The organism is Bradyrhizobium sp. USDA 4506 (genome assembly GCF_054058795.1).
On sequence record NZ_JBSSBM010000002.1, the window covers coordinates 1,610,002 to 1,628,611 of the forward strand.

The 18,610-nt window shown below is 62.9% G+C and carries 19 protein-coding genes; 13 read left to right on the plus strand and 6 right to left on the minus strand.

Annotated features, from left to right (window positions below; translation table 11 throughout):
• Positions 1 to 70 precede the first annotated feature (70 nt).
• Positions 71 to 388, plus strand: coding sequence for a hypothetical protein (locus ACVIHF_RS09655; RefSeq protein ID WP_028334134.1), 318 nt, complete (start codon positions 71 to 73; stop codon positions 386 to 388).
• Between the two features lie 36 nt (positions 389 to 424).
• Here the strand turns inward: ACVIHF_RS09655 and ACVIHF_RS09660 are convergent, their stop codons facing one another.
• Positions 425 to 844 carry a hypothetical protein gene (locus ACVIHF_RS09660; protein WP_310880369.1) on the minus strand — a complete coding sequence of 140 codons (420 nt, stop codon included), beginning with the start codon at positions 842 to 844 and terminating at the stop codon, positions 425 to 427.
• Between the two features lie 360 nt (positions 845 to 1,204).
• Here ACVIHF_RS09660 and ACVIHF_RS09665 point away from each other — a divergent pair, with 360 nt between their 5' ends.
• Positions 1,205 to 2,284 (plus strand): AI-2E family transporter, encoded by a 1,080-nt coding sequence (locus ACVIHF_RS09665; RefSeq protein WP_076826310.1) that lies wholly within the window; start codon positions 1,205 to 1,207, stop codon positions 2,282 to 2,284.
• Complete coding sequence (locus ACVIHF_RS09670) at positions 2,284 to 2,721, plus strand: potassium channel family protein (RefSeq protein WP_038374727.1); 438 nt, start codon at positions 2,284 to 2,286, stop codon at positions 2,719 to 2,721. The genes ACVIHF_RS09665 and ACVIHF_RS09670 overlap by 1 nt, the downstream gene beginning before the upstream one ends.
• Before the next feature lie 6 nt (positions 2,722 to 2,727).
• Here the strand turns inward: ACVIHF_RS09670 and ACVIHF_RS09675 are convergent, their stop codons facing one another.
• The gene (locus tag ACVIHF_RS09675) at positions 2,728 to 3,396 is read right to left on the minus strand and encodes a helix-turn-helix domain-containing protein (RefSeq protein ID WP_456780922.1); all 669 of its coding nucleotides are present in this window, start codon (positions 3,394 to 3,396) and stop codon (positions 2,728 to 2,730) included.
• Between the two features lie 348 nt (positions 3,397 to 3,744).
• Between ACVIHF_RS09675 and ACVIHF_RS09680 the strand changes: the two genes are divergently transcribed.
• The 3 genes from ACVIHF_RS09680 (at position 3,745) to ACVIHF_RS09690 (ending at position 6,787) form a co-directional block, all read left to right on the plus strand.
• Positions 3,745 to 5,493 carry a sensor histidine kinase gene (locus tag ACVIHF_RS09680; protein WP_456780921.1) on the plus strand — a complete coding sequence of 583 codons (1,749 nt, stop codon included), beginning with the start codon at positions 3,745 to 3,747 and terminating at the stop codon, positions 5,491 to 5,493.
• A 117-nt stretch (positions 5,494 to 5,610) separates the two neighbouring features.
• Positions 5,611 to 6,243 (plus strand): response regulator transcription factor, encoded by a 633-nt coding sequence (locus ACVIHF_RS09685; protein ID WP_456780920.1) that lies wholly within the window; start codon positions 5,611 to 5,613, stop codon positions 6,241 to 6,243.
• A 196-nt stretch (positions 6,244 to 6,439) separates the two neighbouring features.
• Positions 6,440 to 6,787: a response regulator gene (locus tag ACVIHF_RS09690; RefSeq protein WP_312009813.1), complete on the plus strand. Its 348-nt coding sequence runs from the start codon at positions 6,440 to 6,442 to the stop codon at positions 6,785 to 6,787.
• Between the two features lie 16 nt (positions 6,788 to 6,803).
• Here the strand turns inward: ACVIHF_RS09690 and ACVIHF_RS09695 are convergent, their stop codons facing one another.
• Positions 6,804 to 7,385, minus strand: a complete 582-nt coding sequence (locus ACVIHF_RS09695; RefSeq protein ID WP_456780919.1) for an invasion associated locus B family protein — start codon at positions 7,383 to 7,385, stop codon at positions 6,804 to 6,806.
• A 27-nt stretch (positions 7,386 to 7,412) separates the two neighbouring features.
• A complete protein-coding gene (locus tag ACVIHF_RS09700; RefSeq protein ID WP_456780918.1) occupies positions 7,413 to 8,300 on the minus strand; it encodes an alpha/beta hydrolase family protein in 888 nt (295 codons plus the stop codon).
• Positions 8,301 to 8,463: 163 nt separating this feature from the next.
• On the opposite strand from ACVIHF_RS09700, the gene ACVIHF_RS09705 reads away from it, so the two are divergent.
• The 3 genes from ACVIHF_RS09705 (at position 8,464) to ACVIHF_RS09715 (ending at position 13,616) form a co-directional block, all read left to right on the plus strand.
• The gene (locus ACVIHF_RS09705) at positions 8,464 to 10,158 is read left to right on the plus strand and encodes a SulP family inorganic anion transporter (RefSeq protein WP_456791979.1); all 1,695 of its coding nucleotides are present in this window, start codon (positions 8,464 to 8,466) and stop codon (positions 10,156 to 10,158) included.
• A gap of 181 nt (positions 10,159 to 10,339) precedes the next feature.
• The gene (locus ACVIHF_RS09710) at positions 10,340 to 13,090 is read left to right on the plus strand and encodes a decarboxylase (protein ID WP_456791980.1); all 2,751 of its coding nucleotides are present in this window, start codon (positions 10,340 to 10,342) and stop codon (positions 13,088 to 13,090) included.
• 91 nt (positions 13,091 to 13,181) lie between these two features.
• Positions 13,182 to 13,616 carry a hypothetical protein gene (locus ACVIHF_RS09715; protein WP_057017289.1) on the plus strand — a complete coding sequence of 145 codons (435 nt, stop codon included), beginning with the start codon at positions 13,182 to 13,184 and terminating at the stop codon, positions 13,614 to 13,616.
• 42 nt (positions 13,617 to 13,658) lie between these two features.
• Here ACVIHF_RS09715 and ppk2 read toward each other — a convergent pair whose 3' ends face one another.
• Both ppk2 and ACVIHF_RS09725 read right to left on the minus strand, forming a co-directional pair.
• Complete coding sequence (gene ppk2 / locus ACVIHF_RS09720) at positions 13,659 to 14,459, minus strand: polyphosphate kinase 2 (protein ID WP_456780915.1); 801 nt, start codon at positions 14,457 to 14,459, stop codon at positions 13,659 to 13,661.
• 23 nt (positions 14,460 to 14,482) lie between these two features.
• Positions 14,483 to 14,938, minus strand: coding sequence for a hypothetical protein (locus ACVIHF_RS09725; RefSeq protein ID WP_057017151.1), 456 nt, complete (start codon positions 14,936 to 14,938; stop codon positions 14,483 to 14,485).
• Between the two features lie 155 nt (positions 14,939 to 15,093).
• On the opposite strand from ACVIHF_RS09725, the gene ACVIHF_RS09730 reads away from it, so the two are divergent.
• The 4 genes from ACVIHF_RS09730 (at position 15,094) to ACVIHF_RS09745 (ending at position 18,608) form a co-directional block, all read left to right on the plus strand.
• A complete protein-coding gene (locus ACVIHF_RS09730; RefSeq protein ID WP_194295332.1) occupies positions 15,094 to 15,531 on the plus strand; it encodes a hypothetical protein in 438 nt (145 codons plus the stop codon).
• Positions 15,524 to 16,756: an HlyD family secretion protein gene (locus ACVIHF_RS09735; RefSeq protein ID WP_456780914.1), complete on the plus strand. Its 1,233-nt coding sequence runs from the start codon at positions 15,524 to 15,526 to the stop codon at positions 16,754 to 16,756. Before ACVIHF_RS09730 ends, ACVIHF_RS09735 begins: the two co-directional genes overlap by 8 nt.
• A gap of 24 nt (positions 16,757 to 16,780) precedes the next feature.
• Positions 16,781 to 17,194 (plus strand): hypothetical protein, encoded by a 414-nt coding sequence (locus ACVIHF_RS09740; protein WP_253609252.1) that lies wholly within the window; start codon positions 16,781 to 16,783, stop codon positions 17,192 to 17,194.
• Between the two features lie 91 nt (positions 17,195 to 17,285).
• Positions 17,286 to 18,608 carry a TAXI family TRAP transporter solute-binding subunit gene (locus tag ACVIHF_RS09745; RefSeq protein ID WP_456791981.1) on the plus strand — a complete coding sequence of 441 codons (1,323 nt, stop codon included), beginning with the start codon at positions 17,286 to 17,288 and terminating at the stop codon, positions 18,606 to 18,608.
• Positions 18,609 to 18,610 lie beyond the last annotated feature (2 nt).

Sequence of the window (18,610 nt, forward strand, 5' to 3'; positions counted from 1 at the left end):
CCGCCCGCGAAGCTCTGACAAAATGAGCTATCGTCCTCGGCACGACACGGATCATTCCCGGCGGCAATGAATGCACTTCGAATTAGCTGAAAAATCGAGCGGACGTCGAGACCGTCTGGCGGCCAGGTTGGGCGTCGGGGCCTGCGCCGCGACCTTCTTGTTTTGCTGCGCGCAACAGACGGCCGCGCTGCCGCTGACGCCTTTCCGCTATGAAGCCCAGGCTCAGCGGCATTGCCCCGGCGATAGCGTGGTCTGGCTCGATTTTCGGCGCGGACGCTACTACCTCAAAGGGCAAAGCCGCTATGCCAGGGGCTTCGATGGCGGTTTCGTGTGCAGGAATGAAGCGCGCGAGAGCGGCTATCGGCGTTCGCTGCTCGGCCTTCGGTGACATCACCGAAGGCCGGCCTGTCACGTAAAGCCGGCACTACCATCCGTCATAGTAGCGTGGCCGAGCGTAATAGCCGTAGCCTCCGCCCGGCGGGCAATAGTCGTAGCCATAGCCGCCGCCATAGCCGTATCCACCGCCATAGTAGGGATACGCGCCATAGTAGGCCGAGCTCGCGATGGCTCCGCCAACGATCGCACCGGCGGCCGCAGCGCCCCAGCCTCGATAGCCCCATCCACGATAGCCTCCCCAGCCGCCGGTGCCGCGCCAACCGCGATAGCCCCAGCCGCCGCCGCGCCAGCCGCCCCAGCCGCCCCAGCGCACCTGAAGGGCGGTGTTGCTCTCGACCATGCCCTTCATGGCCGCGACATTGGTCGGCAACGGGGCCGCCTGGCTCGCGCCAATGCCGACCATGCTCGCAAGCAGGATCAAGGCCGGCAGGGTCTTGGTGTTCTTCATGACGTCCTCCACATCGGGGTGACACAGGCAGTCGCGACCGAAAGGCAGCCAAATCGAGAGCGGCTGTCCGATCCATGAGGACGCCGAGCCTGTCAGCCGCGGCCGGCCCGAAGCTTGATTTGAATCAAAGTGGCAAGAGGGCGGTGCGGACGATTGATCCTGCGCCTGGGACATTGCCGCGGATAGGCAGGACGCCGCCTGATGGGGCTCGATCGCGCTCGTGATGTCCTGCCCCTGAACCGGGCCGCTTCCTCGGTGAAAGTCCGGACGCGTCACGCTTGATCTGAATCAAGCCGTGCGCAGCAAGGCGATGGCATCACTTCCCGCGTAGCTGCTGATGCTCGATTCGAAAGCACGCTCTTGAAAACCCTTCGCCAGCTCGTGACCGGAGACGAGTTCGTCCAGCTCGCAATTCGCCTCGGATTGCTGGCACTGTTGATCTACTGGTCGTTCGTTCTGGTCAGCCCGTTCGTGCCGATCCTGGCCTGGAGCGTGGTGCTCGCGGTCGCGCTCTATCCCGTCTTTACCTGGCTCGCAGCAATGCTCGGCGGCCATACCGGCGTCGCGGCGCTCGTGCTGACCTTGATCTCTCTGGGAGTCGTCATCGGGCCGGCGACCTGGCTCGGAATCGGAGCGGTAGAGGGGGTGAGGGAGCTCGCCGAACAACTCGGCGCCGGCCACGTTGTCGTGCCGTCGCCGCCGCCCGAGATCAAGGATTGGCCGCTGATCGGCGGCCCGCTCCATGAGATCTGGGATCGGGCGTCGACCAATCTGCGTGCCGTGCTGCGCGAGGTTGTGCCGCAACTGAAGCCGTTGGCCGGGACCCTGTTTGCATTTGCCAGCGATGCCGGGATCGGGATGCTGAAGTTTCTGCTGGCGGTCGTCGTGGCAGGGTTTCTGTTTCCCTATGGCTTGCAGCTTGCGGCGGCGTGCCGGAGCTTCCTGTCCCGCATCGTGCCGGAGCAGAGCGAGCACTTCCTCGATCTTGCAGGTGCGACCATCCGGGCGGTTTCCCGCGGCGTCATTGGCGTCGCCGTCCTGCAATCGCTGCTGGCCGGCATTGGCTTCAAGCTGGCGGGGATCCCGAGTGCGGGGCTGCTGGCGTTTGTCGTGATGCTGCTCGCGATCGTGCAGATCGGGGCGGCAATCGTGCTGTTTCCGGTCATCATCTGGCTATGGTCGGCCAAGGATTTCACGACCGCACTCGCCCTCACGTTCTTCTTCCTGGTCGTCGGCGTCCTCGACAATGTGCTGAAGCCGCTGGTGATGGGGCGGGGCCTGACCACGCCGGCGCTCGTCATCTTTGTCGGCGTGATCGGCGGCACGCTTGCCCACGGCATCGTGGGCCTGTTCATCGGTCCAATCATTCTCGCGGTCGCCTGGGAATTGCTCACGGCATGGATCCGGGACGACCGCGCCCGGCTGGCGGGAGAGCGATAATGCTGTTTCAGCTCCTCGTGGGATCGGCGGTGAGCGCGATCAACATCGCGATCCATTCGCTGTGGACAGTCGCGGCCATCGGGTTGCTTCGCAACGTTGCCTTGAGCGCGGCCGGCCGGGCGGGGCTACAGCTCAGCGGCGTGATGGTCGCAACCGCGCTTGCGCTGATGCTGGCTCACACGCTTGAGATCGTGGTGTGGAGCCTGGCCTATTGGGTGCTCGGCGCCGCGCCTGCCGGCAGCAATCTGCTGTATTTCGCCTTTGTGAACTACACCACGCTCGGCTATGGCGACGTCATCCCGGTCAAGCAGTGGCTGTTGATCGGACCGATGGCGGCCATGAACGGCATTCTCATGTTCGGATGGTCGACCGCGGTCTTGTTCGAAGTGTTGCAAAAGACCATCGAGCGCCAGGCGGCGCTCACGAAATCCCCTTGACGTCGGCTAGTCGTCCAGCCTGGACAGCTGGTCGCGGTCGACCAGCATGATCTCGCGCTGGTTCGAGCCAAGGAAGTTGAGCGCGCCGTAGGCGTGCAGCTTGGATAGCGCACGTGACACGGTTTCGAGCGTCAGCCCGAGATAGTCGGCAATATCACGCCGGCACATCGGCAGAGCGACGACGCCGACTCCGGTCAGCCGGCGATCCATTTCGAGCAAAAACGCGGCAACCCGCTCCAATGCGGTCTTGCGGCCGAGCAGCAGCATGTGCTCCTCGGCATGCCGCAGGTTGCTTGTCGTCATGACCAGCAGGTTGCGAGCCAGGGCGAAATCGGAGTCGGCCACGCGTTCGAGGCTGATCCGCCTGATCAGGTGCACGTTCGTGTCGACGATGGCTTCCGCGGTAAAGCGATGGGTTTCGGCATTCTCGAGGCCGAAAATATCCCCGACGAGGTGAAAGGCACCGATCTGGCGGCGTCCGTCGGAAAGCAGCTTGTAGCTGCGGACCGCCCCCGAAACGACCTGGTAGACGTACTCTGCCGGCTCCTTCTCCCCGTAGATCTCGGTGCCTTTCCTGTAGTGGAATTCGCTGGTGATGCAGTTGGCGTGCCGGACGGTCAACCCACCGAGGATGCTCGGCACATTGGCGGGTCTGGCATTGACGCGAGCAAACATGGACTAACTCTCTCGGGTAACAACTGATGCAGCGTCCGCGGCGGCTCGAAATGCTTTTGTCCGCGCGCAATAACTACGACAGGGCCCGGCCGGTCTCTATTGGTCTTGAGGTCATTGTCCTAAAGGACAGGGTGCGCGAAATGCGGCAATTTGTTCGTAAATTGGTGCGCACAGTCTTAGATTACTTTTCAATTTTCTCGGCGACAACCGGGTGCTAGGTTTTGAACCCGTTGGTCTCCGGCTCCGAACGTTATGGGCAGTGCAATTCGGCTCTCTGGACTGATCATCCTGCTGGCTGCTTTGTTGGCACCGGCTGATCTCCGGGCGCAACAAACGCGCCCGCATTCCATGCTGGTGCTGGACCAGTCCGATCGACGTGGCCCCTTCTACTACCAGGTGTTCGTTGGCCTAAGGGATGCGGTGAGCGCTCACGGGCACGCGCCGACCACCGTCTACACCGAAAGCCTCGATCTCAATCGCTTCGGCGGCGAGGCCTATCAGGAGGATTTCCGGCGATTCCTCGAGGCGAAATATCGCGATCGGCCGATCGGCGTGGTGGTCACCATTGGCGCGGCTGCGCTTGAGCTTGCGCTCCGCTGGCGCCCGCAGCTCTGGCCCGACACGCCAATCGTGTTTTCGCTGGTCGAAGAGGCCGATTTCAAGCGATTGCAGCCGCCGGCCTATGTTACCGGCGGCATCGTGAACTTGAAACTCAAGGATGCCGTCACGGCTGCCCGCGCCGTGTTGCCGGGCCTCAAGACCGTCGTGCTGGTTGGCGCGGATTGGGACCGGCAAGTTCTGTTTCGCAACTGGAAAGACCAGGCAGCGGCCGGCATTCCGGGCCTCGACATCGTCGAGATCATCGGACGTCCGATGCCCGAGATCGTTGAGCGGGTCGCGGCGCTCCCCGATCATAGCGCGATCATCTACACGGGCCTCTATAGCGACGGCAAAGGCAACTATTATCCGCCGTCGGATGCCCTCGCATTTGTCGCGGCAAGAGCCAATCGTCCGATTGTCGTCGCCGCGGAGACCTTCCTCGGGGCGGGCGGCATCGGCGGATTCGTCATAGTTCCGTCGCTGATCGGTGCCGAGGCTGCGGGAAGGGCGCTGCGCATTCTGGATGGCGAGGCGCCGGAAAGCCTGCCACCGTCGGTCATCGATGCGGTGAAGCCGATCTTCAACTGGCGGCAGATGCAGCATTGGAACGTCAGCGAAGCCAGTCTGCCAAGAGGCAACGAAATTCGCTTCCGTGAGCCGTCCTTCCTGGAAAAATATCGTTGGCGGGCCGTTGCCCTGGCAGTGGCGCTGCTGGTTCAAACCGCGCTCATTGCGTTCCTGCTGCACGAGCGTCACATGCGGCGGAGTGCCGAGGTCGAAGCCCGCAGTCGCCTGTCCGAACTCGCCCATATCAATCGGCAGGCGACTGCCGGTGAGCTCTCGTCCTCGATCGCCCATGAGCTCAACCAGCCGCTGGGCTCGATCCTGACCAATGCCGAGAGCGCGGAGCTGATCCTCGCGTCGCCGACGCCCGACCTTCAGGAGGTGCGGGAAATCATTTCCGACATCAAGCGCGATGACCTGCGTGCAAGCGAGGTGATCCGCAGGATGCGCAGCCTGCTCAAGCGTGCGCCATTTGAGAAGAAGGAGATCGACCTCAACCAGACCATGCGGGAAGCATTTGATTTCCTCAAGCTGCAGGCCTCGACGCGCAACGTCGCAATCTATCTGCAGACCTCACCGCAGACCCTGCGGGTGAAGGGCGACCCGGTGCAGTTGCAGCAGGTCATTCTCAACCTCGTCGTCAACAGCATGGACGCGATGGCCAAAATGCCCTACGGGCGCACCATCATCGGCCGTACGGAAGTCAATGGGGACGCGTCGGCGGTGATTTCCATCAGCGATTCCGGGCCGGGAATTCCGCAGGACAGGCTGAACGACATCTTCGATCCGTTCTTCACCACAAAGGAGCAGGGCATGGGCATCGGCCTGTCCATCGCACGGACGATCGTTCTTGCGCATAGCGGCCAGCTCTGGGCCGAGAATCAGTCCGGAGGAGGGGCGGTATTCCACCTTTCACTGCCGCTGGCCGCGTAGCGCGTTTGGGTCTTGTTTGCCTTATTGCAAGGTTCAATTTACGACGAACGCAGCATTTTCAGATCGCCGCTGATGGTCATTCTACAGGTAGCGGCGATTTTGGCCGGTGGAGCAATAATGCACGCTTACGTGCACATAGTCGACGACGACGCCTCGTTTCGCGCAGCGCTCGAGCGCCGGCTCAAGCTCGCAGGCTATCGCGTCGCCACCTACGCATCGGCCCGGGAATTGCTCGACCAATTGCCTGACGACGAAGGGGCCGGCTGTATCCTGCTGGACGTACGCATTCCCGGAATGAGTGGTCCGGAGCTGCAGGGGCGTCTCAACGAACTGGGGTCGACGCTCCCGATCGTATTCCTGACCGGACATGCCGACACGGCGACCACCGTCCAGGCGATCAAGGCAGGTGCCGAAGATTTTTTGACCAAGCCGATCGCGTCGGAACAGCTGATCGAGGCGATCAATCGCGCCCTTGCGCGGCACGAACTGGCCCGTGGCCGGCGAACCAGGCTCGATTCGCTGCGCGCGCTGCTGGCGAAGTTGACCCCGCGTGAGCGGCAGGTGTTCGATCTGATTGTGTGCGGCCGGATCAACAAGCAGATTGCTCACGAGCTTGGCACGACCGAACGCACGATCAAGGCCCATCGTCACCAGGTCATGGAGAAGATGCAGGTGCAGTCATTTGCCGAGCTGGTTTCGATCGCCGAGCAGCTCGGCACGCGCGCATCCGGTGGCGAGGTCAAGGCTTGATCTGCCGGGCAGCTCTGCCCCTCCTGTCCCATGGTACAATATGAAAGCTCTGTGACGCGGCGTATCTCCGATCTTGGCCGCGAGAATATTGCGCGCCGGTAGCCGCTTGACGTGCCCTTTATCCATACGCGGGCGAAGGTCATTCAGCGATAGGTAGAGGCTTCAGGATTTGCCGACCGCGAAACTCGTTTTCGTCGTGGATGATAATCCCTCCATGCTCCGTGGAATCGGACGGCTTCTACGGCAGTGTGGATTTGCATCCAGGTTATTCGAGACCGGAAGCGCGTTACTGAGACATGGCAGCTTTGACAGCGCGGTTTGCCTGATATTGGACATCAATCTCAGCGATGGGTCCGGGATCGAACTGCGGCACCGCCTGGCGGATCAGGGCATCGAAATCCCCGTCATTTACATCACCGGAAATGACAACCCGGCGACGCGCATGGCGGCAACGGCATCGGGATGCGTGGCCTATCTGACCAAGCCATTCACCGCCAATTCGCTGATCCAGCCGATTGAACGGCTGTTGGCCGGCGTGGTCTAGCAGCTGCCGGTCTCAATCATTCATCGATCACTTGATCGAGTGTCAGCGCGGGTGCGCCCTTGCGCACGCTTGCAAAGCGGTCGAGCGGCACCAATGTCGTCATCGTCAAAATGCTGGTGTCGACGACCTCGATCGAGAGCGTCTTTCCGCCATCCATGTCCTCGAGAAGCTTGGGATCGGCGACATCGGCCGCGATGCACATGTTGGTCGCGCACCAGGTGTAGGGCAGCCGACGAACCGCCTTCTGGTCGACCGATAGCTTGACGCCGGCTTGCAGATACATCCCGACCGGCAGGAATAGCTGGACGCGGCTGCTGCCGTCCTCTCGCTCGATCAGATCGAGGCGAACGGCCGTCTGCCCGGTGGGGAAGGTGCCGGTGATCGTCGTCCGGCATAGTGTCTTGGCGCCGGCGGCGTTGAAGCAGACCTTTCGCCACTCGCCATACTTGATGTCCCGCACCGGCTGACGTGCCCCCCGCGGGGCTACTTCGCCGCCGTCCTTCACCGTAGCAGGCGGTGAGGACGTCTGTTGAGCGTGGGCAGCACTGATGCCGGCCGCAAACAGCGCCAACTTCGCCAAGGCACCATATCGGACCATGGATGCTCCTCCAGCGCGAACGGCCGCCTAGCGAACCTTGTCGAGAAATCGTTCGACCAAAGGCGACCATATGGGAATGGAATCGGGAGAGCCGATCAGGAAATGCCCTTCGTCGCCGAACGGCGGCAAAAGATGGTACTCGGCACGACCGCCGGCGCGCGTGAAGGCCTCGTGCATTCGCTTCGACAGGGCCGGGCCGAAGAATGTGTCGTTCTCGATGTAGAACCACAGCATCGGCACCCGCGACGTATGGCCAAACATGCCGGTGGCCTCGACCAGTCTGTCGGGGCCGCAATTGTTGTTGGGTTTGCCGTCGACACGGCCGCCGCGGCCTGCCGCGAAGGTGATGATGGCCTTGACCTGCGGCGGGTTGAGGCTCGATAACGCGATCGCAGCCCAGCCGCCGGCCGACTGTCCGACGACGATCACGTCCTTCGGCAAGGTGCGCTTTTCGGCGGCCATGTAATCGATGATCCAGAGATCGACCTGCGCGACGGCGAGGCCCGCATCGAGGAAATTCGGATTGGTGCATTTGCCGACCTTCGAGAAGAACGGGCCATAGAGACCGCGTTCGGGAATATCGATGGCCGCCGCGCCATAGCCGGTCCCGACCGGCGCCACCACGAGATAGCCGCGCCGTGCAAACCACATTGCGGCATCGCGAAATTCGACCAGCGGGAAGAAGCTGCGATCCCTGGCATTCAGTGACACGCCGTGGTTCATGATGACCAGTGGGAAAGGGCCATCGCCGAGCGGACGGACCAGATAAGCGAACATTGGCAGCGGGGTCGGCAACGCCCAGATCTCTTCCTGGATGCGCTGGGGCGACTGTCGGTCATCGGCGCGTGCTGGAGCGGTCAGGCCAAGCAACAGCAGCGCTGCGGTTGCGAGGGTCCGTAAGCGGTGCTGACGCATGTCATGCGCTCCGGCAATCATCTGGCAAATGTGCAGGTTACGACGATCGAGCCGCGCAAGATCAGAAGCACATTGTCGACTGCAAGGCTTGATCTGAATCAACGCGCATCGGGCCCGCCGGCGCAACCACATGCGACCATTGTGGCGTCATACGGCGGGCTTGATGTCGATCCTGGCAGAGACGAGTTGGATGCGCTGGTTTCCGCCGGCGAACTGGCTCGCCGACTACCGCGCATCCTGGCTTGGGGCGGACGCAATCGCCGGGGTCACGCTGGCGGCCTACGCGATCCCGGTGTCGCTGGCCTATGCGGGGCTTGCGGGTCTGCCGCCGCAGATCGGCGTCTATGGCTATCTGCTCGGCGGCGTGGGCTACGCCCTGCTGGGTTCGTCCCGGCAGCTCGCGGTCGGGCCCACGTCGGCGATCTCGCTGATGATCGCCGGCGCCGTCGGCATATTGGCCGGCGGCAACGCCACGCGTTATGGGCAGATTGCCAGTCTCGTGGCCTTCAGCGTCGCAGTGCTCTGCCTGATTGCCTGGCTGTTCAAGCTCAGCGTGCTGGTGCGGTTGATCAGCGACAGTATTCTGGTGGGCTTCAAGGCCGGAGCGGGGCTCACCATCATCATGAGCCAGCTGCCCAGCCTGTTCGGCGTCGCTGGAGGCGGCCACAACTTCTTCGACCGCGTGATCAAGCTTGCCGGCCAGCTGGGCGATACCAGGCCGCTGGTACTCGGCTTCGGTGTGACTGCGACGGTGCTGCTCCTGCTCGGCGAGAAGAGATTGCCGGGAAAGCCCATCGGGTTGGCGGTGGTCGCGCTCTCGATCCTGATGGTCTCCGCGCTCGGGCTCGCGCAAATGGGACTGCCGGTGACCGGGCCGATCCCGACCGGGTTGCCGACGATGTCGCTCCCGACATTTGGTCTGCTCGAATTTGACGATCTCTTTCCGATCGCTGCCGGATGCCTGGTGCTGGCCTATGTGGAAGGGGTGTCTGCCGCGCGCAGCTTTGCGGCAAAGCATGGATACCCGCTGGATGTCAGGCAGGAGTTTCTGGGACTCGGCGCGGCCAATCTCGCCGCAGCCTTCGGGCATAGCTATCCCGTCGCCGGCGGGTTGTCGCAGTCGGCCGTGAATGACGCCGCCGGCGCACGCACGCCGCTGGCGCTGGTGTTCTGTTCGGCAACCCTCGCGCTCTGCCTGCTGTTCTTCACGGGCCTCTTGACCAATCTGCCGAAGACCGTGCTCGCCGCGATCGTTTTCTCAGCCGTCTACAAACTGGTCGATATTCCGGCGCTCGCCAGAATGTGGCGGATCAGTCGGATCGATTTCTATGCCGCTATCATCGCGCTGGTGTCCGTGCTGTTCCTCGGGATATTGCAGGGCGTGCTGCTGGCCGCCGTCGCCTCGATCTTCCTGCTGCTGTTGCGGGCGTCGCAGCCCAATATCGCGTTTCTGGGCCGTCAAGCCGGCAGCGGGCGCTATTCCGACCGGGCGCGACACGATGACGTCGAGCCCCTGACCGGGATCATCGCGTTCCGCCCCGAGACCTCGCTTCTCTATGTCAATGCCGAGACGATCCTCGAAACGGTGCTGGCGGCGCTTCGGACGTCGCCTGACGTCAAGCTGGTGGCTTGTGACCTGTCGGCCTCGCCGTTCATCGACCTTGCGGGCTCGCGCATGCTGCACGACCTTCATCAGGAACTCGCATCGCGCCAGATCACATTCTGCATCGTGGGCGCGCACGCGCAGTTGCGGGATCTGCTTCGGGCGGACGGTCTTGCCGACAAGACCGATAGCGGCGACTGGACGCGTACGCTCGACAGCGTATTGAGCAACAGGAAGCCGGAGGCAAGCATCTAGCGTGCGCGGCCGCATGGACGCCGCGGCATTCCAGCCTTGTTGCGTCGCAAGACGTCGCGATCACGCGCGCTTGGGGGCTGTCTCAATCCAGCTTGCAGCTTGACTTGGATCAAAGGGCGCAATGGGCCCGGTTTGTACGATTGGACAGAACCAGCGCTGAGATCGAGATCGGGAGACACTCATGGCCAACGACGCGAAGCCGGCACAGCAGCGCATCGATCAGTTCTTCTCCGGGCCCGGCGGACGCGCCGACAATTGGCGCGATCTGGTTGAGGCGGCGAAGGTATGGAGCAGGGACGGCAACCGTGCGGCGTATGACGCCGCGCTGACGGCGCTTGCGGTGACGGAGGAGTTTCACGGCTATCCGGGCCTTCGTTTGATGGCGGCGCTGAAGGAAGCCGCGGCGGCGGGCGACGCCGCCACCTCGCATATGCTTGCGACGCGGATCGCCCAGGCGCTTCAGACAAAATCCTTCCGCCAGCATGCAGGTGACTGGAGCACGCAGGACGAGGGCAATGGCGACGTTCCCGATCTGCTTCCACCAACTCTGGGGCAATCGGCGGTGCGCCGTCCTTACTTCGAGACCCTGATCGTGACCGGGGTGCCGGCCAGCAACTGGCCGGGACTCCTGTCGGAGTGGCGCAAGCTGCGGCGTCCGGTCGACGCCTTCATCTATGAGCCCGTGGTCGTGGGCAACCTCGAGGACGCCTTCTGTGCGGCAATGCTGAACCCCAATATTGCGGCGGTGGTGATCAATGAAGGCTTCGGGCTGCGCTCGCGCCACGATGCGCCGGTGCTTCGCGCGATGACCGGCGCCATGGGGCTCAGCGAGGAGTCCGATGCGTCCGCGCTCCGGTTGGCCCATATCCTGAAGCGGGTGCGCCCCGAGCTTGACCTCTACCTGATGTCCAATCGCGACGTCGAGGAGTTGGCCGGCAATCCCGAAGCCGATGTGGTGCGCCGCGTGTTCTACTCGGTCGAGGATATCCTCGAATTGCACCTTTCAATTCTGGAGGGCGTGCAGGATCGCTTTGACACGCCGTTCTTCGACAATCTGAAGAAATATGCGCAGCGGCCGATCGGCACTTTCCACGCGCTGCCGATCGCGCGCGGCAAGTCCGTGTTCAAGTCGGACTGGATCCGCGACATGGGAGAATTCTACGGGCTGAACCTGTTCCTTGCCGAAAGCAGCGCGACCACCGGCGGCCTCGACAGCATGCTGGAGCCGACCGGCAACATCAAGAAGGCGCAGGAGAAGGCCGCGCGCGCGCTCGGCGCCGACCGCGTTTACTTCGTGACCAACGGCACCTCGACGTCCAACAAGATGGCGGTGCAGGCGCTGCTGGGTCCCGGCGACATCGCAATCGTCGACCGCAATTGCCACAAGTCGCACCATTACGGCATGGTGCTGGCCGGCGCGCAGCCGCTCTACGTCGAGGCATTCCCGATGACGGAATACTCGATGTATGGCGCGGTGCCGCTACAGACGATCAAGCAGGCGCTTCTGAACGCGAAGGCGGATGGCCGGCTCGATCGGGTCAAGCTGATCGACCTGACCAATTGCACCTTCGACGGCCACATCTACAACACGCGGCGGGTGATGGAGGAATGCCTCGCGATCAAGCCTGACCTGATCTTCCTCTGGGACGAGGCATGGTTCGGCTTCGCGCGGTTTTCGCCGTTCCTGAGGCGGCGAACCGCGATGGGCGCGGCGAATGAGATCGAAGCCTGGATGCGCGATCCCAAATCGGTCGCCGCCTATGAGAAACAGCAGGCCGAGCTCGGCAAGAATCCGTCCGACGAGGTTCTGCTCAAGACCAGGCTGATCCCCGATCCGCGCCAGATCCGGCTGCGCGTCTACCAGACCAACTCGACGCACAAGTCGATGTCGGCGATCCGCCAGGGCTCGATGCTGGCGGTCAAGGACATCGAATTCCACACCGTCGAAGCGCAGTTCAAGGAGGCCGTATTCACGCACGCCTCGACCAGCCCGAACCAGCAGCTGATCGCGAGCCTCGACGTCTCGCGCCGGCAGATGGAGCTCGAGGGATATGGACTGGTGGCCAATGCCATGGAGATCGCGTTCGCCATCCGCAACGCGGTCAACACCAATCCGTTGATTTCGAGATATTTCCGCGTTCTTGGCGCGGATGCCATGGTGCCGAAGCAATACCGCGAGAGCGGATTCACCGACTATCTGGCGGCCGGGACCAACTGGGCTAGCGCCCTGAAGAGCCTGAACGACGACGAGTTCTGCCTCGATCCGACCCGCATGACGCTGGTCTGCGGCACCGCCGGGTACGACGGAACGTCGTTCAAGGGGCTGCTCGCCAGCCGCTACAACATCCAGGTCAACAAGACCTCGCGCAACTCGGTCCTGATCCAGTCCAACATCAACAATACGCGGAGCGACGTCGCGCATCTCGTCCGGGTGCTGGCCGAAATCTCCGGTGAAATCGATCGCGGCCTGACCAAGGGCGGCGCGAACGCCAGGGTCGACTTCGACATGCGGGTCAACAGCCTAATGAAGGATGTCCCCGACTTGCCGAACTTCTCGCATTTCCACGACGCCTATCGCGGCGATGCCGGCGCGAAGACGAATGAGGGCGACATCCGTGGCGGATTCTATTCGGCCTATGACGCGGCAGGATGCGAATATATTCGCCTGCACGATCCCGAGATCGACAGGCGTCTGAAGAACGGGCCCGCTCTCGTCTCCGCCAACTTCGTGATTCCCTATCCGCCGGGCTTCCCGATCATGGTCCCTGGCCAGGTTATCACGCAGGAGACCATCGATTTCATGCGCAAGCTGGATGTGAAGGAGATCCATGGCTACGACGCGGCCGAGGGCTTGAAGCTGGTGACGACCGAGGCATTGGGCAGGATGGGCAAGCCGCGAGCGGCCGCGCCGAAGTTCAAGGCTGCATCATAGACGAAGGAGATTCCGCAAGGCGTCTTCGCATTCTTGCGGCGATGAGTCTTGCGCAACAAGGCGTAACGCAACCGGTTCCTGGAGGGACATGATGAGGAAAGTGAGTTTGATCGGAGCTCTTGCAATGCTGGCCATTGGATTGGCCGGCTTCAGCACGCCGTCGCTGGCTGAAACCGGCTCGGTCGCCGTCATCTTCACCAAGGGTGGATTCATCGTTGGTGTCGGAGGCGGCGAGGGCGTCTTGACGCTGCGCGGCAAGCACTATCCGTTCACGGTGTCGGGCATGAGCGTCGGCTTCACGATCGGCGCCTCGACCACCAAGCTGGTCGGGCGCGCCCTCAATCTCAGAGGGCCTGCCTCGATCGAAGGCTCCTACAGCGCGGCAGGCGCCGGTGGGGCGATCGCCGCGGGCGCCGGCGGCGTGCAGCTTCAGAACGCCAATGGCGTGATCCTGCAGCTCAGCGGCCCGAAGGTCGGCGCCGAAGTCTCGGCCGCCGTGGGCGGGGTTTCCATCCGCTTGAAGTAGGTCCAAGGGAGGCCGGCCGCGCGCCCTGCGCGGCCTGTCCTCTCAGTAGCGTTCCTCGACGAACTTCATTCCGCGCAGTCCGGCCTGATCGTTGTAGCGACCCTTGTTGGAGCGCTTGGGGAGCTTGACCTTGTCGCGCCTGACCCGTCCGTGAGGAATTGTCTTCAGCAGGAACGAGATGCAATTCAGCCGCGCCCGCCGCTTGTCGTCGGAACGGATGACGTTCCAGGGCGCGTGCTTCGAGCTCGTCGCCTTGAACATCAGGTCGCGCGCGCGGGAGTAATCATACCAGCGGCGATAGGATTCGGTGTCCATCGGGCTCAGCTTCCATTGCCGCATCGGATCGTCGATCCGCGCCCTGAAGCGGCGCTCCTGCTCCTCCATCCCGACCTCGAGCCACAGCTTGATCAGGATGATGCCGCCCTCGATGATGTATTGCTCCATCTGCGGGCAGAGGGAAAGGAATCGCTTGTGCTCCGCCGGCGTGCAGAACCCCATCACATATTCGACGCCCGCGCGATTGTACCAGCTGCGATCGAAGATCACGATCTCGCCGGCCGCCGGAAACTGCTGCATGTAGCGCTGGATGAAGAGCTGGGACTTCTCACGATCCGAGGGCGCGGGCAGGGCGACCACGCGAAACACGCGCGGGCTGACCTTCTCGGTCAGGGCCTTGATCGTTCCGCCCTTGCCGGCCGCATCGCGTCCCTCGAACAGGATGATGACCCTGAGCTTGTTCGCCTGTACCCAATCCTGGAGCTGGCAGAGCTGGGCCTGCAGCTTCTGCAGCTCTTCCTCATAGTCCTTGCGCTTCATCTTCTCGGTCGGCTTGTCTTTCGCCATGGATATCCGTCCATCGTTTTCAACTAGTCGCCCCAGGCAATGACGATTCCGATATCGCCGGGCATGCCGCCGGGGTAATCGACGATCTGATAGCGGATGCGGTAGCCGCGCGGCTGCAGGTAGTCAGCCCAAAGCTGGTATATTTCCTTAGGGATACCCGTCAGCGTCTTCTCCCAGCCGGCCTCCATCTGATTGATCGCTCGCCCCTTGTCGGAGCACAGCGAGTTCGGGAAGCGATAGACCTGGACCTCGCTCAAGCCATTGCGCACCGCCCGCTGAATCACCGTCGACGCCAGCTTGACCTTCTCGTCCTCGGTAAGCCCCGAGGGCTTGCTCAGCCGCTCGATCAACGCGCGCTTCTCGGCTTCGATAGCAGCCGCACGCTTGGCATGCTCCTCGGCCTTCTCCGCTTCCTTGAGCGCTGCCTGCTTCTGGATCTCGTGCGCCTTCGGGATCAGGTCATCGATCTTGTTTCGCATGGCTGGGGACTCCTAACCCGATCTTCCACCTTGCCCCCGGAACGGTAGGGATGAGCCGACCGGCTTCCTTGATCCAGATCAAGCAAGCGCGATAGGATCGTCAGCAGTGTCGATCAGGATTCGCCTGCGGTGTTATTGCGACCGGGAGACTTGGCTTGAGCGAACAGATGCATCCGGCGGCCCCCCATCATCTGCCGTTTTTCATTCCCGGCGCCGACGGGTCGGACACCCTGATGGTGGTGATGGGCATTTTCCTCGTAGCCACCGTCTTGTGGGTTGGCACTCTGTACTGGAAGCTGCACAGCCTGCCGGAGCGCATGGCGCACAAGAGCCAGAAACTTCAGTTTGAGATCGTCGCCGTTCTCGGCTTGATATCGCTTTTCACCCACATGCATATCTTCTGGGTCGCCGGCCTGTTGCTGGCACTCATCGACCTGCCGGATTTCGGCACGCCGATGCGCAGCATCGCAGATTCCGTCGAGCGCATAGCCGACGCCACGCCGGGCGCTGCCGAACCGGTAGCCGAATCCGGACCTGGCGGCGGTCCCGATGTCCGGACGCCCGCGAAGCAAGAGGTGCACAACCATGCTTGAGCTGATGATCTGCTCGCTGGTGACGATCCTGCCGGATTACCTCTACCGCCGCTATCGGCAAGGCAAGCGGTTCGGCAAGGAGATCACGTTCTTCTCTGTCTGGTATGAACTGAGATGGGGGATCACCGGCTGCCTGATGCTCACGATCTCGCTGATCACGATGATCTTCTACTTTCATCCCTCGACAACCTCGGCGGCGATCTACTTCAGGACCGTGCCGATCCTGCCCGAAGGCTCCGGACGTGTCGTCGAGGTCAATGTCGGCTTCACCGCGCCGGTGAAGAAGGGGGACGTTCTGTTCCGGCTCGACAGTTCGAAGCAGGAGGCGGCGCTCGAGACCGCCAAGCGAAAGATCGCCGAGGTGGATGCGTCGTTGATCGCGGCGCAGGCCGACGTCGTAAAGGCGGACGCTCAGATCGGGGAGGCGAAGGCCTCCTTGCAGCAGGCCAAGGACGAACTGGAGGTGAAGAGCGAGTTGCAGCGCCGCAATCCCGGCATCGTGCCGCAACGTGACATCGAGAAGCTGCAGGTGCTGGTTGATCAGCGGCAGTCCGGCGTCGATGCCGCCAGCGCCGCCAGGGAGTCGGCGACGTTGCGCGTCTCCACGCTGTTGCCGGCCGAGAAGGCGAGCGCCGAGGCTGCGCGGGCGCAGGCGCAAGTGGATCTCGACAAGACCTTCGTCCGTGCCGGCGTTAACGGCCGCGTCGAGCAATTCCTCGTTCGCCCCGGGGATCTCGTCGCCCAGATCATGCGGCCGGCCGGAATCCTGATACCGGACGAAGCGGGCCGCAACAGGTTGCAGGCGGGCTTCGGGCAGATCGAGGCCCAGGTGATGAAGCCTGGCATGGTCGCGGAAGCCACCTGTATGTCGAAACCCTGGGTGATCATTCCGCTGGTCGTCACCAGCGTGCAGGATTTCATCGCCGCCGGCCAGTTTCGGGCCAGCGAGCTGTTGATCGACCCGCAGAACCTGCAACAGCCAGGTTCGATCCTCGTGTTCCTCGAGCCGCTTTACAAGGGAGGCCTTGACGGCGTGACGCCGGGCAGCACTTGCATCGTCAATGCCTACACCAGCAACCATGATGAGATTGCCGATCCGAAAACCGGGGCGTTGAAAGGCTTTGCCCTGCACGCCGTCGACGCGACGGCACTCGTTCATGCCTTGCTGCTTCGGATTCAAGCTCTGCTGCTGCCGATCAAGACGCTGGTGTTAAGCGGTCACTGACGGGCGCGAACGGGGAGACACCATATGAAACCGGACTGTAAGTTTCGCGCAATCGTGGCGACGGGCATGATCTTCGGATTGCCGGGTTGCGCGCAGGCTTTCGATCTCACGGGTGCCTGGGCCACGAGCGCCGAGCAATGCCGGAAAGTGTTCGCCCACAAGGGCAGGGCGAACCAGCTGACCTTCACGAACTTCTCTGGCGTCTATGGCGGCGGATTCATCGCCGAGCCCGATCGCCTCCGGAGCAAGTTCGAGAACTGCAAGATCAAATCGCGCAAGGACGACGGCCAGACCATCAACATCATCGTCGGCTGCGCGTCCGGAATCATGGTATCGAATGTGCAGTTCTTCCTTAAGGCCGTCGACGACGATACCATTACGCGCCAATTCCCGGGCATCGAGGGGATGGAGGTCAACTATCATCGTTGCAAGATCTAGAGGCATCCGCTCCCCGCGCTGGCTCAGCGCCGCCGGACCGTTGTCGGCTGGCGCCGAACCGATCGAGTGATGCGCCGTGGATCCCAGCAGGTTGCCGAGGTCATTGCGCATCGCCCTGGTGGCCGGCCTTGTGCTTTTGGCGGGGGGTGCGAGCCTGTTCGCCTATCGCTGGTACGAGCGGCCGACGACCCTGACGATCGCGGTTGGGTCGCTGGACGGCGAGGCCGGGAGGCTGGTCTCGGCGATCGCAGGAAAGTTCGCCCAATCGAAAGCACCAGTCCGGCTCAGCCTGGTCCAGACGCCGGGACCGCTTGAGTCCGCCAAGGCATTCGCGTCCGGAAAGGTGGACCTCGCGGTCGTCCGTGGAGACGTCGGCGATCTATCGCGGGCCCAGGCCGTGATCGTGTTGGCCCACGCCACCGTCCTGTTGGTCGCGCCGCCCGGCGCTGCGATATCTGACGTGGCGGAGTTGAAACGCGTCGCGATCGGTGTGATCGGCGCCGAAGCCAATCAGAAGCTGATCAAGGTGCTGACCGACGAATACGATCTGACGCGCGCGGGCGTGACGTTCAAGCCGCTCGCCCCCGCGGATGCGCGCCGGGCGCTCGACACCAAGGAGGTACGGGCGATCCTGCTCGTCATGCCTTTGACTGAAAAATATCTTTCGCTGCTGCGCAATGTCTTCGCGCGCACCACGCGAGCCGGCCCGGTGATGATCGCCATCGAGTCCGCCGGAGCGATCGCCGAGAAAGAGCGCGCCTACGAAAGCTTCGACGTACCCAAGGGAACCCTGCGCGGCTCGCCGCCTGTTCCTGCTGATGACCTGACGACGCTGCAGACGTCGTTTTATTTGGTGGCACAGAAGAAGCTTGGGAATGACGTGATCAGCGACCTGACGCAGTCGATCATGAACGCGCGGCGAGAGTTGCTCGCCGAACTGCCGGCGCTCTCCCAGATCGCTACGCCTGATACCGACGCGGGCGCCTACATTCCCGTGCATCCCGGGGCGGCTGCGGTCTATGAGGGGACCAGGGAGAGCTTTCTCGATCAATGGGGCAATGCGATCTTCCTGGCGCCGATGATCGCAGGCGGGCTTGCGTCGGTGCTCGCGGCGGCGTGGAAATTTCTCCGCTCGAGCGAGGCACCGAGCCGGAAGGAGGCGCTCGACACGCTTTATGCACTGGCAGGGCGAATTCGGATGGCCAGGCGTGTGTCGGATCTCGAAGAGATCGAGCGCGAAATCGATCAGGTGCTGCGTACGCAGCGCGAGCAGCCGGTCGCGGACGACAAGGCCGAGCGCGCCGTCACGGCGGTGAACGTTGCGGCCCATCGGCTCGAGAACCTGATTCACGACCGCCGCATCCACCTTGCGTCGCGACAGCCGGGCCAGGCCGGAAGCCAGGTCGAAAGCTGAGT

Bases quoted from the DNA above. Each gene is read 5' to 3' on its own strand.
- ACVIHF_RS09735 (WP_456780914.1), top strand. From the start codon at position 15,524: ATGCTTGAGCTGATGATCTGCTCGCTGGTGACGATCCTGCCGGATTAC.
- ACVIHF_RS09680 (WP_456780921.1), top strand. From the start codon at position 3,745: ATGCTGGTGCTGGACCAGTCCGATCGACGTGGCCCCTTCTACTACCAG.
- ACVIHF_RS09675 (WP_456780922.1), bottom strand. From the start codon at position 3,396: ATGTTTGCTCGCGTCAATGCCAGACCCGCCAATGTGCCGAGCATCCTC.
- ACVIHF_RS09710 (WP_456791980.1), top strand. From the start codon at position 10,340: ATGGCCAACGACGCGAAGCCGGCACAGCAGCGCATCGATCAGTTCTTC.
- ACVIHF_RS09670 (WP_038374727.1), top strand. From the start codon at position 2,284: ATGCTGTTTCAGCTCCTCGTGGGATCGGCGGTGAGCGCGATCAACATC.
- ppk2 (WP_456780915.1), bottom strand. From the start codon at position 14,459: ATGGCGAAAGACAAGCCGACCGAGAAGATGAAGCGCAAGGACTATGAG.
- ACVIHF_RS09740 (WP_253609252.1), top strand. From the start codon at position 16,781: ATGAAACCGGACTGTAAGTTTCGCGCAATCGTGGCGACGGGCATGATC.
- ACVIHF_RS09655 (WP_028334134.1), top strand. From the start codon at position 71: ATGCACTTCGAATTAGCTGAAAAATCGAGCGGACGTCGAGACCGTCTG.
- ACVIHF_RS09685 (WP_456780920.1), top strand. From the start codon at position 5,611: ATGCACGCTTACGTGCACATAGTCGACGACGACGCCTCGTTTCGCGCA.
- ACVIHF_RS09725 (WP_057017151.1), bottom strand. From the start codon at position 14,938: ATGCGAAACAAGATCGATGACCTGATCCCGAAGGCGCACGAGATCCAG.
- ACVIHF_RS09705 (WP_456791979.1), top strand. From the start codon at position 8,464: ATGTCGATCCTGGCAGAGACGAGTTGGATGCGCTGGTTTCCGCCGGCG.
- ACVIHF_RS09660 (WP_310880369.1), bottom strand. From the start codon at position 844: ATGAAGAACACCAAGACCCTGCCGGCCTTGATCCTGCTTGCGAGCATG.
- ACVIHF_RS09715 (WP_057017289.1), top strand. From the start codon at position 13,182: ATGAGGAAAGTGAGTTTGATCGGAGCTCTTGCAATGCTGGCCATTGGA.
- ACVIHF_RS09695 (WP_456780919.1), bottom strand. From the start codon at position 7,385: ATGGTCCGATATGGTGCCTTGGCGAAGTTGGCGCTGTTTGCGGCCGGC.
- ACVIHF_RS09700 (WP_456780918.1), bottom strand. From the start codon at position 8,300: ATGCGTCAGCACCGCTTACGGACCCTCGCAACCGCAGCGCTGCTGTTG.